The organism is uncultured Methylibium sp. (genome assembly GCF_902826655.1).
Classification (GTDB): Bacteria; Pseudomonadota; Gammaproteobacteria; order Burkholderiales; family Burkholderiaceae_C; genus Methylibium.
Window position 1 is genome coordinate 1 of sequence record NZ_CADEFR010000011.1, and the last position, 14,211, is coordinate 14,211.

Sequence of the window (14,211 nt, forward strand, 5' to 3'; positions counted from 1 at the left end):
AGAACTGCACGTCGTCGATCAGCAGCAGGTCGAGCGAGTGGTACTTGGCCTTCAGTTCGTCGAAGGTCTTGCGCTGGTAGTTCTTGACGACGTCGGTGATGAACTGCTCGGCGTGCAGATACAGCACGCGGGCATCGGGCCGGTCGCGCAGCAGCGCGTTGCCGACGGCGTGGATCAGGTGGGTCTTGCCCAGGCCGACGCCGCCGTAGATGAACAGCGGGTTGTACATGACGCCCGGCGCGCCGGCGACGTGCAGCGCCGCGGTGCGGGCCATCTGGTTGGCGCGGCCGGGGACCAGGGTGTCGAAGGTCAGCACGGTGTTGAGGCGGTGCTTCGACGGCGGCGGGCTGGCGGGCGGGGCGGGCGGCGGCACGGTGCCAGCCTGCGCGCCCGCGGCGCCGAGCCAGGCCCCGACCGCCTGCGGATGGCCGTTGCTGCGCGAGGTTTCGGGGCCGCGCGCCGGCATCGCTTCGCGCGCGGCGAGCTGCAGGTCCAGGCGCACCGGCTTGCCGGCCACGTCGCTCATCACGCTTTCGATGCGTGCGGCGTACTGATTGCGGATCCAGTCGAGCTTGAAGCGGTTGGGCACGCGCAGCACCGCCACCGCCGCCCCGTCGCGGTCGACGACATCGGCCGCAGGCAGCGGTCGGATCCAGGTGTTGAACTGCTGTTCGGGCAGCTCGGAAGCCAGGCGTTCGCAGCTTCGAGACCAGAAATCAGCGCTCATGTCGTTGTGGACAATTCATGGCGAGACCCACGATTCTAGCCTCGCGAAGACCGCCGGCGACCGGGTTATCCACAGTTCCGAAGCCGGCGGTGCGCGCTCTCGCCCCTGCGCGGCAGTGGGCCAAGTCATTGACCGGGAATGGGATTCTTGATGTAATCCGCGGTTTTCCGCAGCGGGAGCGGGTGCGCCTTGCGCCAAGGTCCGAACCCGCGGAACCCGCGGACGCATCAGGCGGCTCGTCCACCGATCCGCACATCGCCCGCGCTGCGGGACAGAGGCTCACATGAAACGCACCTACCAGGCATCCAAGACCCGTCGCGCCCGCACCCACGGCTTCCTCGTCCGCATGAAGACCCGCGGCGGCCGCCAGGTGCTGAACGCGCGTCGCGCCAAGGGCCGCAAGCGCCTCGGCGTCTGAGCCGCCGGGGCCTCGCGGCCAGTCGGGCGTGAGCGTCGACCTGGCCGGTCTGCAGGCCACCGATTTCGAGCAAGCGCTCACCTCGCGGCCCTGCGCGCGGACGGAGCACTTTGCCTTGCATCATTTGCCAGCCCGCATCTCAGCGGCGGAGCCCAAGTTGTCAACAGCCGGGTCGTCACAAGACGTAAGTGCTGTGGACGAGCGGCGCCGGCTGGGTCTGGTCGTGCCCAAGCGCCACGCACGGCGCGCGGTGACGCGCAACCTGGTCAAGCGCCAGGGCCGGGCGGCCTTTTCCCGCCACGCCGCGGCAATGGCTCCCGGTTCCTGGGTGCTGCGCCTGCGCGCGCCGTTCGATCCCAGGCGCTTTGTCAGCGCCGCATCCGACGCGCTGCGCAGTCAGGTCCGGGCCGAGCTCGACACGCTCTGGCTCGCCAGCCCGGGCTACCGGCGATGAGCCGCCTGCCGGCGCCGGCCGACTGGCCCCGTGAGGGCCTGATGCTGCTGGTGCGCGGCTATCGACTCTTCTTCAGTGCCTGGCTGGGCAGCAGCTGCCGGTTCACGCCCAGCTGTTCGGCCTATGCGCTGGGCGCGCTGGAACGCCACGGGGCGCTGGCCGGCAGCTATCTCACCGGCCGGCGCCTGCTGCGTTGCCATCCGGGCTGCGACGGCGGGCACGATCCGGTGCCGGATCGTGCGCCGGGCTGGCTGACCCGGCCCGGTCACGCGGCGAACGCAGCATCCCATCACGACAGCGGCGCGCCGGCGGCGCGCCATCCCTCCGAGATCTCGACATGACCGATATACGCCGCACCCTGCTGTGGGTGGTGTTCACGATGTCGCTCGTCCTGCTGTGGGACGGGTGGAACAAGCACACCGGCCAGCCTTCGCTGTTCGGGCCGACCGCGCGGCCGGCCCCGGCCGCCACCGCACCGGCGACGCCGGGCAGCGGCGTGCCGTCGGCCACGGCCGTGACGGCCCCCGGCAGTGTCGTGACCCCCGGTGCCGCGCCGGCCGCCGCGGGCGCGGTGGCGCAGACCACCACGATCACGACCGACCTGATGAAGGTGACGCTCGACGCGCGTGGCGGCGACGTCGTCCGTGTCGAGCTGCTGACGCACAGCGACCAGAACGACGCGAAGAAGAACGTCGTGCTGCTGGACCGCTCGGCCGAGCGCTACTACGTTGCCCAGACCGGCCTGGTCGGCGCACCCGACCTGCCCAACCACCTGACGACCTACCGTCTGCTGCCCGGCGAGACCACGCTGGCGGCCGGCCAGGATGCGCTGACGATCGCCTTCGAGTCGCTCGCGCAGGGCGGCGTCACGCTGAAGAAGACGCTGACGTTCAAGCGCGGCAGCTATTCGGTGGACGTGAAGCACGAAGTGAGCAACGGCGGCGCCGCGGCGCTGTCGCCGCAGCTCTACACGCAGCTGGTGCGCGACGGCAATGCGCCGCCCGGGGAGTCGAGCTTCTACTTCACCTTCACGGGCCCGGTGATGTACACCGACGCCAGCAAGTTCCACAAGGTCGACTTCAAGGACATCGAGAAGGGCAAGGCCGAGCACGACAAGACGGCCGACAACGGCTGGGTCGCGATGGTCCAGCACTACTTCTTCTCGGCCTGGCTGCACAAGGACAAGGCCCCGCGCGAGTTCTACACGCGCAAGGTCGACACCAACCAGTACGCGATCGGCCAGCTGTTCCCGCTGGGCGCCATCGAGCCGGGCGCGAGCAAGAGCTTCGACAGCCTGCTCTACATCGGCCCGCAGGAGGAGAAGAAGCTCGAGCTCCTGGCGCCGGGCCTGGAGCTGGTCAAGGACTACGGTTTCTTCACCATCCTGTCCAAGCCGCTGTTCTGGCTGCTCGACCAGCTGCACAAGCTGCTGGGCAACTGGGGCTGGGCCATCGTCGCGCTGGTCGTGCTGCTGAAGGCCGCCTTCTACAGCCTCAACGCCAGCGCCTACAAGTCGATGGCCAAGATGAAGGCCATCAACCCGCGCATCATGGAGCTGCGCGAGCGCATGAAGGACAAGCCCCAGCAGATGCAGCAGGAGATGATGCGCATCTACAAGGAAGAGAAGGTCAACCCGATCGGCGGCTGCCTGCCCATCCTGATCCAGATGCCGGTCTTCATCGCGCTGTACTGGGTGCTGCTGTCCAGCGTCGAGATGCGCAACGCGCCGTGGATCGGCTGGATCGCCGACCTGTCGGCCAAGGACCCGTTCTACATCCTGCCGGTCGTGATGACGGCGACGACGCTGCTGCAGACCTGGCTGAACCCGACGCCGCCCGATCCGGTCCAGGCCAAGATGATGTGGATCATGCCGCTGGTGTTCTCGGTGATGTTCTTCGTCTTCCCGGCGGGCCTGGTGCTGTACTGGATCACCAACAACCTGCTGTCGATCGCGCAGCAGTGGGTGATCAACCGCCGGCTCGGCGTGGCCTGATCCGCGCCTGACAATCGCGGCCATGCTGCCGCGCCACGAGGACCCGATCGTCGCCATCGCCACCGCGCCGGGGCGCGGCGCGGTCGGCATCGTGCGGGTCTCGGGGCGCGGGCTCGGTCCGCTGGCGATGGCGCTGTGCGGCCGCGTGCTGCAGGCGCGCCACGCCCACTACGGCCCCTTTCTCGACGCGCACGGCGAGCCGCTGGACCAGGGCCTGGCGCTGCACTTCCCGGCGCCGCACAGCTACACCGGCGAGGACGTGCTGGAGCTGCAGGCCCACGGCGGGCCGGTGCTGCTGCAGCTGCTGCTGGCGCGCTGCCTGCAGGCCGCGGCCGAGCTCGACCCGGCCAGCGGCCGGCCGCGCCTGGCCGGCCTGCGCGTCGCCGAGCCCGGCGAGTTCACCGAGCGCGCCTTCCTGAACGACAAGCTCGACCTGGCCCAGGCCGAGGCCGTGGCCGACCTGATCGACGCCAGCACCGAAGCGGCGGCGCGCTCGGCCGGTCGCTCGCTGGCGGGCGCCTTCTCGCGCGAGGTCGAGACGCTGCGCGAGCGGCTCGTCGAGCTGCGCGTGCTGGTCGAGGCGACGCTGGACTTCCCCGAAGAGGAGATCGACTTCCTGCAGAAGGCCGATGCGCGCGGTCGCCTCGACCGCGTGGCCGACGCGCTGGCGGCCGTGCAGGCGCGGGCGCGCCAGGGCGCGCTGCTGCGCGAGGGCCTGCACGTCGTGCTGGCCGGGCAGCCCAACGTCGGCAAGAGCTCGCTGCTCAATGCGCTGGCCGGCGCCGAGCTGGCGATCGTCACGCCGGTGGCCGGCACCACGCGCGACCGCATCGCCGGCACGATCCAGATCGAGGGCGTGCCGCTGCACCTGGTCGACACCGCCGGCCTTCGCGGCGAGCACGAGACGCACGACGAGGTCGAGCGCATCGGCATGCAGCGCAGCTGGCACGCCATCGGCGAGGCCGATGCGGTGATCTTCCTGCACGACCTGACGCGGCACGGCGAGGCCGGCTACGACGCCGCCGAGCGCGAGATCGCCACGCGCCTGCCGGCCGGCGTGGCAGTGCTGGACGTCTACAACAAGCACGACGCGGCGCCCGCCGCCGCGCTGCCGCCGGACGGCCTGGCGCTGTCCGCGCGCACCGGCGAAGGCCTGGCTGCGCTGCGCGCGAGGCTGCTGCAGCAGGCCGGCTGGCAGGCCGGCAGCGAAGGCGTGTTCGTGGCCCGCGAGCGCCACCTGCAGGCGCTGCAGCGCACGCGCGAGCACGTCGGGCGGGCGCAGGCGCTGGTGGCGCAGCGCGACGCGGCGCTGGAGCTGCTGGCCGAGGAGCTGCGGCTCGCGCACGACGCGCTGGGCACGATCGTCGGCCACACCACGGCCGACGACTTGCTGGGCCAGATCTTCGGCCGGTTCTGTATCGGAAAGTGATGCACTTCACACCGCGTAGCACCCTCGCGCCGGGGGCGCGCGCTTGGATCGCCGGCGCGAGGCGCCGATAATCGAAAGACGCTCCCGACACCACAACAACAACCGGACCTGCCACCATGACGCACGAAGAACTGCTGCAAGCGATCCAGTCGCTCAATGCCGAGGACGCCTTCCGGCCGCGGCTCGATCCGTCGCAGTGGCGCACCTTCCTGCAGTACCTGACGCGCCACGAGGTCCGCTCCGGCGACCTGCTGCTGAAGCAGGGCGACATGGACCGCACGCTGTACTTCCTGGGCCAGGGCACGCTGCAGGTCTACGCGACCGGCGGCGCGCCCGGCTCCAACAAGATCGCGATCCTGCGCGCCGGCGGCATGTGCGGCGAGCCGGGCCTGTTCGCCGACGGCGAGCGCACCGCCAACGTCGAGGCCATGACGCCTTGCGTGGTTTGGGCGCTGCGGCTGCCGCGCTTCGAGGAGCTGTGCGCCCGAGCGCCGGTGATCGCGCTCGAGGTGCTGCGCGCGGCCGGCACGGTGATGGCGCTGCGCATGCGCGCCAACATCTCGCGCCAGCTGCCGATCACCTGAGGCGCGTTGCCGCGGGGCTCAGTGCCCCTCGAAGCTCACCAGCGTGAACAGGCTCAGGCCGGCCTCGCGCACGCGGGCCGAGCCGCCGAGTTCCGGCAGATCGACGATCACCGCGGCCTCGATCACCGTGGCGCCCAGCCGCTCGAGCAGGCGCTTGCCGGCGAGCATGGTGCCGCCGGTGGCGATCAGGTCGTCGATCAGCAGCACGCGCGAACCCGGCCGCACGGCATCGGTGTGGATCTCGACCGTGGCCGAGCCGTACTCCAGCTCGTAGCTCTCGGCGACGGTGTCGAAGGGCAGCTTCCCCTTCTTGCGGATCGGCACGAAGCCGAGGCCCAGCTCGTAGGCCAGCACCGAGCCGATGATGAAGCCGCGTGCGTCCAGGCCCGCCACCGCATCGGCCTTGAGGCCGAAGTAGCGATGCACGAACTGGTCGATCAGCACGCGGAACACGCGCGGGTTCTGCAGCAGCGGCGTGATGTCGCGGAACTGCACGCCCGGCGCGGGCCAGTCGGGCACGGTGCGGATGGTGTCGCGGATCAGTGCGCGGTCGTCGTCCATGACGGGTCTCCCGGGGTCGCGCGCTCAGGGTGGCGGCAGCCGCGCCAGCAGCTCGACGCTGCCGTCGGCGCGCGGGCCGAGCACCAGGCCTTCGCCCGAGGACGTGCTGCCGCCGGCCAGGGCGCTCAGGGTGAACTGGTGGCTGACCCAGACCTCGAAGCGGCCCGCCTCGACGCGCGCCAGGGCCGTGCGCAGCGCCGCCAGCTGGCCGGCTTCGTCGGCCGACGCACGCGGCGAGCCGAGCGGCGCCCAGGCCTCGGCCTGGCCGAAGGCCAGGCGCGCGGTGTCGAGGCAGCGGCACCAGGGGCTGGAGCGCACCGCCGCGGGTGTCAGCCGCTGCTCGCGGAACCAGGCGCCGAGGCGGCGCGCCTGCTCGCGGCCGGCGTCGTCGAGGTTGCGCTGGGTGCCGCACTCGCCGAGCCTGAAGCCCGGCGGGTCATAGGTGCCCGGCGCGTTGGCGTGGCGAAACGCGGCCACGACGCCGCCGCGGCGCAGCCGGTCCACGACGGCCGCATCGGCCATCGCGGCGCCGGGGAGCCAGGCCGAGAGGCCGGCGAGGCCGGCGAGGCCGGCCAGGATCAGTTCGCGTCGTGCGGTCATCGGGTCAACCTCGCAGCAGTCGGGCCTCGGCGCGCGCGAGCGCGTCGGAACGGCCCGACAGTACCAGCGTGTCGCCGGGCGCGAGGAACAGCGCGTCGGACGGCCGCAGCACCGCGCCGCCGGCGCGCCGCAGCGACACGACCTGCACGCCGAAGGCATCGAGCCCCTGATGGCCCAGGGTCTGGCCAAGGCAGGCGCAGCTGTCGGACAGCGTGAGGGTCTGCAGGCGCGCCTGCTTCAGTTCCTCGACCGTGTCGTCGTCGGCACCGTGGAAGTAGCCGCGCAGCAGGCCGTAGCGCGCGTCGCGCTGGTCCTGCACCACGCGGATCACGCGCCGCATCGGCACGCCGACCAGCGCCAGCACATGCGAGGCCATCATCAGCGAGCCCTCGATGGCCTCGGGCACGACCTCGGTGGCGCCGGCCGCCTGCAGCTGCTCGAGGTCGCTGTCGTCGATGGTGCGGACGATGACCGGCACGGTCGGCGCATGCTCGCGCACGAGGCGCAGGATCTTCAGCGCCGAAGCGGTGTCGTGGTAGCTGACGACCACCGCGGTGGCGCGCGCCAGACCGGCGGCCATCAGGCTCTGCAGGCGCGCGGCGTCGCCGAAGACGACGCTCTGGCCGGCGGCGGCGGTCTGGCGCACGCGGTCGGGGTCGAGGTCGAGCGCCATGTACGGGATCTGCTCGGCCGACAGCAGCTGCGCGAGGTTCTGCCCGCTGCGGCCGTAGCCGCAGATGATGACGTGCGCATCGGCGTGGATGGCGCGCTTGGCGATCGTCGTCAGCGCCACCGACTGCAGCAGCCAGTCGCTGGCCGCCAGTCGCATCACGATGCGGTTGCTGTACAGGATCAGCAGCGGCGTCGCGAGCATCGACAGCACCATCGAGGCCAGCACCGGATTGGCCAGCTCGGGCGGAATCAGCCGGTTCTGCGCGGCCAGCGTCAGCAGCACGAAGCCGAACTCGCCGGCCTGCGCCAGGTAGATGCCGGTCCGCAGTGCCACGCCGGCCGGTGCGCCGAACAGCCGCGCCAGCGCCGTCACCAGGCCGAACTTGAACAGCACCGGCAGCACCGTCAGTGCCGCGACCAGCGCCCATTGCTCCCACACCGCGCGCCAGTCGAGCTTCATGCCGACGGTGATGAAGAACAGGCCGAGCAGCACGTCGTGGAAGGGCCGGATGTCGGTCTCGACCTGGTGCTTGAACTCGGTCTCGGCGATCAGCATGCCGGCGATGAAGGCGCCGAGCGCCAGCGACAGGCCGGCGTGCTCGGTCAGCCAGGCCAGGCCCAGCGTGACGAGCAGCAGGTTCAGCACGAACAGCTCCTCGCTGCGCGCGCGCGCCACCTGCGTCAGCCACCAGCGCATCACGCGCTGGCCGCCGACCAGCAGCAGGGTCAGCAGGGCGACGGCCTTGAAGGACGCGATCAGCAGCGCGCGGGTCAGGGTCTCGGCCGACTCGGCGAGCGCCGGCACCAGCACCAGCAGCGGCACCACGGCCAGATCCTGGAACAGCAGCACGCCCATCACGCGCTTGCCGTGCGGCGTCTCGAGCTCGAGCCGCTCGGCCATCAGCTTGACGACGATGGCGGTGCTGCTCATCGCCAGCGCGGCGCCGAGCGCCAGCGCGCCCTGCCAGCCCAGGCCCCAGGAGCGGCCGGCCATCGCCAGGCCCCAGGCCAGCAGCGCGTTGCCGGCCAGCGCCGCGAGCATCGTCAGCGCCACCTGCGACAGTCCGAGCCCGAACACCAGGGTGCGCATGCTGCGCAGCTTGGGCAGGTTGAACTCGAGCCCGATGACGAACATCAGGAAGACGACGCCGAACTCGGCGAGGTACTGCATGCCGCCGGCATCGCCGGCCAGCGCGAGCGCATGCGGCCCGATCAGCACGCCGACGGCCAGGTAGCCGACCATCGGCGGCAGCTTCAGCGAACGGCAGGCCGTGACGCCGAGCACCGCGGCGACCAGGTAGAGCAGCGTCAGTTCGAGCGAAGTGGCCATTCGTCCGGGAGCTTGCAGGATCGGTGCCGCGGCAGGCCACGCCCGCGCGAGGGCGCGCCTAGAATCGTTCGATGCTACCCAAGGCCCGGCGGCCCGCGCCCCGGGTGCAGCCCTTGAGCCACCTCCCCGCAACCTCCCCGCAGCGCAGCGTCGAACTCGGCGCGCAGGCGCTGGCGATCGAAGCCCAGGCCCTGACCGCGCTGCAGCAGCGCATCGCGGGTCCGATGGCCGACGCCTTCGCGCAGGCGGTGGCGACGCTGCTCGGCTGCCGCGGTCGCGTCGTGGTGATGGGCATGGGCAAGAGCGGCCACGTGGGGCGCAAGATCGCCGCGACGCTGGCGTCGACCGGGACGCCGGCGATGTTCGTGCACCCGGCCGAGGCCAGCCACGGCGACCTCGGCATGGTGACGCCGCAGGACGTGGTGCTGGCCATCTCCAATTCGGGCGAGAGCGACGAGCTCGCCGCCATCCTGCCGGCGATGCGGCGCCTGGGCGTGCCGCTGGTGGCGATGACCGGCCGGGCCGGGTCGTCGCTGGCCAGCCATGCGCAGGTCGTGCTCGACAGCAGCGTGGCCGAGGAAGCCTGCCCGCTGAACCTGGCGCCGACGGCCAGCACCACGGCGCAGATGGCGCTGGGCGACGCGCTGGCGGTGGCGCTGCTGGATGCGCGGGGCTTCAAGGAAGAGGACTTCGCGCGCTCGCACCCTGGCGGCGCGCTGGGCCGCAAGCTGCTGACGCACGTGCGCGACGTGATGCGCAGCGGCGAGCGCGTGCCGCAGGTCGGCCCCGACACGCTGATGGCCGACACGATGCGCGAGATGAGCGCCAAGGGCATGGGCTGCACGGCGATCGTCGATGCGGCGGGCAAGCCGGTCGGTATCTTCACCGACGGCGACCTGCGCCGCCTGTTCGAGCGCGGCGGCGACCTGCGCCAGACCCGCGCGGCCGATGCGATGTCGCGCAACCCGCGCACCGTCGAGGCCGACGCGCTGGCGGTCGAGGCCGCCGACCTGATGGAGACCGCCAAGATCACCAGCGTGCTGGTGGTTGATGCGACGGGCGTGCTGGTCGGCGCCGTCACCTCGAACGACCTGCTGCGCGCCAAGGTCATCTGACGCCGAACCGATGCGCGAGCTGCGACCGACGCTGAGCTTCGATCCCGCGCTGCTGCTGAAGGCGCAGGGCCCGGCCGGCGGCCTCCGCGCGGCCCTCTTCGACGTCGACGGCGTGCTGACCGACGGCCGGCTCTACATCGGCGAGCATGGCGAGACCGTGAAGGCCTTCAACGCGCTCGACGGCCACGGACTCAAGCTGCTGAAGGCCGGCGGCATCGCGCCTCTCGTGGTGACCGGGCGCGACTCGCCGGCCGTGCGGCGGCGCGTGGCGGACCTCGGCATCGCGCACGCGGTCTACGGCGCCCACGACAAGCTGGCGGCGGCGCAAGGGTTGCTGCAGGCGCTGGCGCTGGACTGGCCGCAGCTGGCCGTGCTGGGCGACGACTGGCCCGACCTGCCGCTGCTGCTGCGCTGCGGCTTCGCCGCCGCGCCGCTCAACGCGCATGCCGAGGTCCGTGCGGTGGTCGACCACGTGACCGCGCTGCCCGGCGGCCATGGCGCGGCGCGCGAGTTCTGCGACCTGCTGCTGATCGCCGCGGGGCGCTATGCCGGGCTGCTGCGCGGCCAGCTGACGACGCTGGACGACGGCAAGCCGTCGGCCTGAAGGCGGCATGTCCGAGCACGCCGAGAGCCCGCAGGCGCCGTTCAGCGAGCTGGTGCCGCTGGCGCCGAGCGCGTCGGCGCGACCCCCGGTCACCGGGCCCTGGACAGCGCGCCTGTGGGACCAGGCACTGGGGTACCTGCCGGTGCTGCTGATGGGGGTGCTGGCGGCGCTCAGCTGGTGGCTGGTGAAGAACACGCCGGTGCCGGCCGACCCTTCGCGTGCGGCGACGCTGCGGCACGAGCCCGACTACACGATGCAGGACTTCTCGGTCGTCAGCTACCGGCCGGACGGCGTGCTGCAGTCGCGGCTCGAGGGCGACCGCCTGCGGCACTTCCCGGACAACGACACCATCGAGGTCGATGGCGTGCGCCTGCGCTCGGTCGATGCGGCCGGCCGCGTGGTCGTGGGCAGCGCCCAGCGCGCCCTGAGCAACGGCGACGCGACGCAGGTGCGCCTGACTGGCGGCGCCACCGTGGTCCGCGAGCCCGGGCCGCGGGACGCGCCGACGGACCGGCTCGAGATCCGCGGCGAGTTCATCGAGATCTTCACCGAGACCGAGCGCGTGCGGTCGCACCTGCCGGTCGTGCTGATCACCGGCCGCGGCGAGATGCGCGCCGGCAGCCTGGACTACAACCACGTCGATCGCACGGGGCAGCTCGGCGGTCGCGTCGTCGGCGAGCTGCGGGCGACGCCGCGGCCGGCGCCATGAGCGATCCGCTGGTCTTCATCACCGGCGCGTCGAGCGGCATCGGGCAGGCCCTCGCCGCGCGCTATGCGCGGGCCGGCTGGCGGCTGGCGCTGGTGGCGCGCCGCGTCGCGGAGCTCGAGGCCTGGTGCCGCGGCCAGGGTTGGCCTCAGGACCGCTGGGCCGTCTACGGCGCCGACATGCGCGACGTGGACGCCACGGTCGCGGCAGGTCGCGACTGCCTGCAGCGCCAGGGCCTGCCGGACGTGGTGATCGCCAATGCCGGCATCAGCGTCGGCGTCGACACGGCGGAGTTCGCGGACCTCGAGGTGATCCGCGCCACCTTCGAGACCAACAACCTCGGCATGGCGGCGACCTTCCAGCCCTTCCTCGCGCCGATGCGCGAGCGCCGCAGCGGCACGCTGGTCGGCATCGCCAGCGTGGCGGCCATCCGCGGCCTGCCCGGGCATGGCGCCTACTGCGCCAGCAAGGCCGGCGTGGTGGCCTATTGCGAGAGCCTGCGCGGCGAGTGTCGCGCGCACGGACTGCGCGTCGTGACCCTGCTGCCGGGCTATGTCGCCACGCCGCTGACGGCCGGCAACAGCTACGGCATGCCCTTCCTGTTGTCGCCGGAGCGCTTTGCCGACCGGGCCTGGCGCGCGATCGCCGCCGGCGACAGCTACCGGGTCATTCCCTGGCAGATGGGCGTGGTGGCGAAGCTGATGCGCGTGCTGCCGAACGCCTGGTTCGACCGCCTGCTCGTCGGCCGCGGGCGCAAGAAGCGCCAGGGCGAGTAGCCGCGCCGTAGAGACCGGGGCAAAGAAAAAGGCGGCTGGCTTTCGCCTTGCCGCCTTTTGTCCGCGTCGCCCGGCAGAGCCGGGTGGGGATCGGTGTTGCGCCGCGCTCAGTAGCCGCCGCGGCCACCGCCGCCGCCGCCGTAGCCCCCGCCGCCACCGCTGCGGCCACCACCGCCACCGCCGTAGCCGCCGCCACCGCTGCGGCCACCACCACCGCCACCGCCGTAGCCGCCGCCGCCACCACCGTAGCCGCCGCCACCGCCGCCGCCGCTGCGACCACCGCCGCCGCCGCCGTAGCCGCCGCCACTGCCGCCGCCGCCACCGTAGGGGCCGCGGAAGCCGCCGGGACGTTCTTCGCGCGGACGGGCCTCGTTGACCACGATGGCACGGCCCGACAGCGACTGACCGTTCATGCCCTGGATCGCGGCCTGCGCCTCGGCATCCGAGCCCATCTCGACGAAGCCGAAGCCCTTCGAGCGACCGGTGTCGCGGTCCATCATGACCTTGGCCGAGGTCACCGTGCCAAACTCGCCGAACGCCTGCTGGAGTTCTTCGTCACGCACACTGTAGGCAAGGTTGCCCACATACAGCTTGTTGCCCATGGAGAGCGCCTTCCTTCCCAAGAAAACGGTACCGCGGTACCCCGACCTATCTGTGGAGCCTCAACCCGCCGGAACCGATCCAGAGAAGGCGCCGCATCCAGACTTGAAATTCCATTATGGGTGAACCGCCGGCTTTCGGCGCAACCCCCCGGCGCGACTGTTGTATCGGAGCCGAGCGGCCGCGGGGGACGCGGGCATGAGCGAGCCGCCGCGCATCGCGAGCCTGGTGCCCAGCCTGACCGAGCTGGTCTGCGCCCTGGGCCTGGCGCACCGTCTGGTGGCACGGACGGGCTATTGCATCCACCCGGCCGAGGCCGTTCGCGACGTGCCCAAGGTCGGTGGCACCAAGGAAGTCAACCTGACCAAGCTGCGCCGACTGGCGCCGACCCACGTGCTGCTGAACGTCGACGAGAACCGCGCCGAGACGGCGGCGGCGCTGCGCGACTTCGTGCCCGAGCTGGTGGTGACGCATCCCTGCGACCCGCGCGACAACCTGGCGCTCATCGACCAGCTGGCGACCGTCTTCGTGACCGAACCCGGGGTCGCCGAGCGCGCGGCGGCCCTGCGCGCGGACATGGCCGGCGAGCTGGCGCTGACCGCAGCGCAGCAATTCATGCCCCAGCGGGTTCTCTACCTGATCTGGCGCGAGCCCTGGATGACGGTGGCGCGCGACACCTACATCGCCCGCATGCTGGCCGCCGTCGGCTGGAAGACGCTGCCCGAGGTGGAGGGCGGACCGACGGGCGCGGCCCGCTACCCGCAGGTCGATCCCGGGGCGCCCTGGCTGGCCGATGTCGACCGGGTGCTGCTGAGCAGCGAGCCCTACCGCTTCGACGACGTTCATGTCGCCGAAGCCCAGGCGCTGTGTCCGCAGGCGCGGGTGCAGGCCGTCGACGGCGAACTGCTCAGCTGGTACGGCCCGCGGGCGGCGGCCGGCCTGCGCTACCTGCGCGCGCTGGCGGCCGGCTGACGCGGGCGCGGGCCGCGCCACAATGCGCCGATGGACCTGAAGCCGCTGATCGCCCTGCTGGCCATCGTCAACCCGATCGGTGCGATTCCCTTCTTCATCAGCTTCACCCAGGGCTTCAGCCGCGAGCAGCGGCTGCGCACGATCCGCGTCAGTGCCTTCAGCGCCTTCGTCGTGATCGCGGTCAGCGCCGTGGCCGGGCTGCAGATCATCGAGTTCTTCGGCATCAGCATCGCGTCCTTCCAGGTCGGCGGCGGGACCTTGCTGCTGATCAGCTCGCTGCAGATGCTCAATGCCAAGCCGGCCGACACGACCAAGGAAGACGTCGACGAAGGCGCCGAGAAGGCCGATGCCGGCGCCAGCATCGCGGTCGTGCCGCTGACCATCCCGCTGCTGACCGGGCCGGCCACGATCTCGACCATGGTCATCTACGCGGAGCGCACCCGGCACTGGTCGCAGCTCGGCACGCTGGTGCTGTACGGCGTGGTGATCGGGGTCGCGGTCTACCTCGCCTTTGCGGCGTCCGGCCGCATCGCCCGGGTGCTGGGCAAGACCGGCATCAACGTGATGACGCGGCTGATGGGCCTGATCCTGGCCGCGATGGCGGTCGAGATCATGGCCGACGGGCTGGTGAAGCTGTTCCCGGTGCTGGCCAGCCACCTGAGCCGCTGAC

Annotated in this window: 17 protein-coding genes; 12 read left to right on the forward strand and 5 right to left on the reverse strand. The window is 71.8% G+C overall.

Features of this window, described 5'->3' with window-relative positions:
* Positions 1 to 727: DnaA/Hda family protein (locus QZV97_RS06930; protein ID WP_295640516.1), on the reverse strand; the 727-nt coding region annotated here is incomplete at its 3' end.
* 283 nt (positions 728 to 1,010) lie between these two features.
* Between QZV97_RS06930 and rpmH the strand changes: the two genes are divergently transcribed.
* The 6 genes from rpmH to QZV97_RS06960 all read left to right on the forward strand — a co-directional run bounded on the left by rpmH (position 1,011) and on the right by QZV97_RS06960 (position 5,605).
* Positions 1,011 to 1,145, forward strand: coding sequence for a 50S ribosomal protein L34 (gene rpmH / locus QZV97_RS06935; protein ID WP_295640518.1), 135 nt, complete (start codon positions 1,011 to 1,013; stop codon positions 1,143 to 1,145).
* Positions 1,146 to 1,173: 28 nt separating this feature from the next.
* Positions 1,174 to 1,599 carry a ribonuclease P protein component gene (locus tag QZV97_RS06940; RefSeq protein WP_295640520.1) on the forward strand — a complete coding sequence of 142 codons (426 nt, stop codon included), beginning with the start codon at positions 1,174 to 1,176 and terminating at the stop codon, positions 1,597 to 1,599.
* Positions 1,596 to 1,940 carry a membrane protein insertion efficiency factor YidD gene (gene yidD / locus QZV97_RS06945; RefSeq protein WP_295640522.1) on the forward strand — a complete coding sequence of 115 codons (345 nt, stop codon included), beginning with the start codon at positions 1,596 to 1,598 and terminating at the stop codon, positions 1,938 to 1,940. Before QZV97_RS06940 ends, yidD begins: the two co-directional genes overlap by 4 nt.
* Positions 1,937 to 3,592, forward strand: coding sequence for a membrane protein insertase YidC (gene yidC / locus QZV97_RS06950; protein ID WP_295640524.1), 1,656 nt, complete (start codon positions 1,937 to 1,939; stop codon positions 3,590 to 3,592). Before yidD ends, yidC begins: the two co-directional genes overlap by 4 nt.
* 22 nt (positions 3,593 to 3,614) lie before the next feature.
* Positions 3,615 to 5,021 carry a tRNA uridine-5-carboxymethylaminomethyl(34) synthesis GTPase MnmE gene (mnmE, locus tag QZV97_RS06955; protein ID WP_295640526.1) on the forward strand — a complete coding sequence of 469 codons (1,407 nt, stop codon included), beginning with the start codon at positions 3,615 to 3,617 and terminating at the stop codon, positions 5,019 to 5,021.
* A gap of 116 nt (positions 5,022 to 5,137) precedes the next feature.
* Complete coding sequence (locus QZV97_RS06960; protein ID WP_295640528.1) at positions 5,138 to 5,605, forward strand: cyclic nucleotide-binding domain-containing protein; 468 nt, start codon at positions 5,138 to 5,140, stop codon at positions 5,603 to 5,605.
* An 18-nt stretch (positions 5,606 to 5,623) separates the two neighbouring features.
* Here QZV97_RS06960 and QZV97_RS06965 read toward each other — a convergent pair whose 3' ends face one another.
* The 3 genes from QZV97_RS06965 to QZV97_RS06975 are packed head-to-tail and all read right to left on the reverse strand — an operon-like array spanning position 5,624 to position 8,768.
* Entirely contained in the window at positions 5,624 to 6,166 is a 543-nt protein-coding gene (locus QZV97_RS06965) for an adenine phosphoribosyltransferase (RefSeq protein WP_295640530.1), read from the reverse strand.
* Positions 6,167 to 6,190: 24 nt separating this feature from the next.
* Positions 6,191 to 6,766, reverse strand: a complete 576-nt coding sequence (locus QZV97_RS06970; protein ID WP_295640532.1) for a histidine phosphatase family protein — start codon at positions 6,764 to 6,766, stop codon at positions 6,191 to 6,193.
* Between the two features lie 4 nt (positions 6,767 to 6,770).
* Positions 6,771 to 8,768, reverse strand: coding sequence for a monovalent cation:proton antiporter-2 (CPA2) family protein (locus tag QZV97_RS06975; protein ID WP_295640534.1), 1,998 nt, complete (start codon positions 8,766 to 8,768; stop codon positions 6,771 to 6,773).
* Between the two features lie 176 nt (positions 8,769 to 8,944).
* On the opposite strand from QZV97_RS06975, the gene QZV97_RS06980 reads away from it, so the two are divergent.
* The 4 genes from QZV97_RS06980 to QZV97_RS06995 are packed head-to-tail and all read left to right on the forward strand — an operon-like array spanning position 8,945 to position 11,969.
* On the forward strand, positions 8,945 to 9,883 hold the full coding sequence (locus QZV97_RS06980) for a KpsF/GutQ family sugar-phosphate isomerase (RefSeq protein ID WP_295640694.1): 939 nt from the start codon (positions 8,945 to 8,947) through the stop codon (positions 9,881 to 9,883).
* A gap of 10 nt (positions 9,884 to 9,893) precedes the next feature.
* Entirely contained in the window at positions 9,894 to 10,487 is a 594-nt protein-coding gene (locus QZV97_RS06985) for an HAD hydrolase family protein (RefSeq protein WP_295640536.1), read from the forward strand.
* A 7-nt stretch (positions 10,488 to 10,494) separates the two neighbouring features.
* The gene (gene lptC / locus QZV97_RS06990; protein ID WP_295640539.1) at positions 10,495 to 11,196 is read left to right on the forward strand and encodes an LPS export ABC transporter periplasmic protein LptC; all 702 of its coding nucleotides are present in this window, start codon (positions 10,495 to 10,497) and stop codon (positions 11,194 to 11,196) included.
* Complete coding sequence (locus QZV97_RS06995) at positions 11,193 to 11,969, forward strand: SDR family oxidoreductase (RefSeq protein ID WP_295640541.1); 777 nt, start codon at positions 11,193 to 11,195, stop codon at positions 11,967 to 11,969. The genes lptC and QZV97_RS06995 overlap by 4 nt, the downstream gene beginning before the upstream one ends.
* Before the next feature lie 107 nt (positions 11,970 to 12,076).
* Here the strand turns inward: QZV97_RS06995 and QZV97_RS07000 are convergent, their stop codons facing one another.
* Complete coding sequence (locus QZV97_RS07000) at positions 12,077 to 12,571, reverse strand: RNA-binding protein (protein ID WP_295640543.1); 495 nt, start codon at positions 12,569 to 12,571, stop codon at positions 12,077 to 12,079.
* A gap of 196 nt (positions 12,572 to 12,767) precedes the next feature.
* On the opposite strand from QZV97_RS07000, the gene QZV97_RS07005 reads away from it, so the two are divergent.
* Both QZV97_RS07005 and QZV97_RS07010 read left to right on the forward strand, forming a co-directional pair.
* Positions 12,768 to 13,541 (forward strand): helical backbone metal receptor, encoded by a 774-nt coding sequence (locus tag QZV97_RS07005; RefSeq protein WP_295640544.1) that lies wholly within the window; start codon positions 12,768 to 12,770, stop codon positions 13,539 to 13,541.
* 30 nt (positions 13,542 to 13,571) lie between these two features.
* Positions 13,572 to 14,210, forward strand: coding sequence for a MarC family protein (locus tag QZV97_RS07010; RefSeq protein WP_295640546.1), 639 nt, complete (start codon positions 13,572 to 13,574; stop codon positions 14,208 to 14,210).
* The last annotated feature ends 1 nt before the right edge of the window (position 14,211 follow it).

What these genes read in the sequence shown, in the direction of transcription:
- rpmH (WP_295640518.1), top strand. Translation starts at nt 1,011, where the DNA reads ATGAAACGCACCTACCAGGCATCCAAGACCCGTCGCGCCCGCACCCAC.
- yidD (WP_295640522.1), top strand. Translation starts at nt 1,596, where the DNA reads ATGAGCCGCCTGCCGGCGCCGGCCGACTGGCCCCGTGAGGGCCTGATG.
- yidC (WP_295640524.1), top strand. Translation starts at nt 1,937, where the DNA reads ATGACCGATATACGCCGCACCCTGCTGTGGGTGGTGTTCACGATGTCG.
- mnmE (WP_295640526.1), top strand. Translation starts at nt 3,615, where the DNA reads ATGCTGCCGCGCCACGAGGACCCGATCGTCGCCATCGCCACCGCGCCG.
- QZV97_RS06960 (WP_295640528.1), top strand. Translation starts at nt 5,138, where the DNA reads ATGACGCACGAAGAACTGCTGCAAGCGATCCAGTCGCTCAATGCCGAG.
- QZV97_RS06965 (WP_295640530.1), bottom strand. Translation starts at nt 6,166, where the DNA reads ATGGACGACGACCGCGCACTGATCCGCGACACCATCCGCACCGTGCCC.
- QZV97_RS06970 (WP_295640532.1), bottom strand. Translation starts at nt 6,766, where the DNA reads ATGACCGCACGACGCGAACTGATCCTGGCCGGCCTCGCCGGCCTCGCC.
- QZV97_RS06975 (WP_295640534.1), bottom strand. Translation starts at nt 8,768, where the DNA reads ATGGCCACTTCGCTCGAACTGACGCTGCTCTACCTGGTCGCCGCGGTG.
- QZV97_RS06985 (WP_295640536.1), top strand. Translation starts at nt 9,894, where the DNA reads ATGCGCGAGCTGCGACCGACGCTGAGCTTCGATCCCGCGCTGCTGCTG.
- lptC (WP_295640539.1), top strand. Translation starts at nt 10,495, where the DNA reads ATGTCCGAGCACGCCGAGAGCCCGCAGGCGCCGTTCAGCGAGCTGGTG.
- QZV97_RS06995 (WP_295640541.1), top strand. Translation starts at nt 11,193, where the DNA reads ATGAGCGATCCGCTGGTCTTCATCACCGGCGCGTCGAGCGGCATCGGG.
- QZV97_RS07000 (WP_295640543.1), bottom strand. Translation starts at nt 12,571, where the DNA reads ATGGGCAACAAGCTGTATGTGGGCAACCTTGCCTACAGTGTGCGTGAC.
- QZV97_RS07005 (WP_295640544.1), top strand. Translation starts at nt 12,768, where the DNA reads ATGAGCGAGCCGCCGCGCATCGCGAGCCTGGTGCCCAGCCTGACCGAG.
- QZV97_RS07010 (WP_295640546.1), top strand. Translation starts at nt 13,572, where the DNA reads ATGGACCTGAAGCCGCTGATCGCCCTGCTGGCCATCGTCAACCCGATC.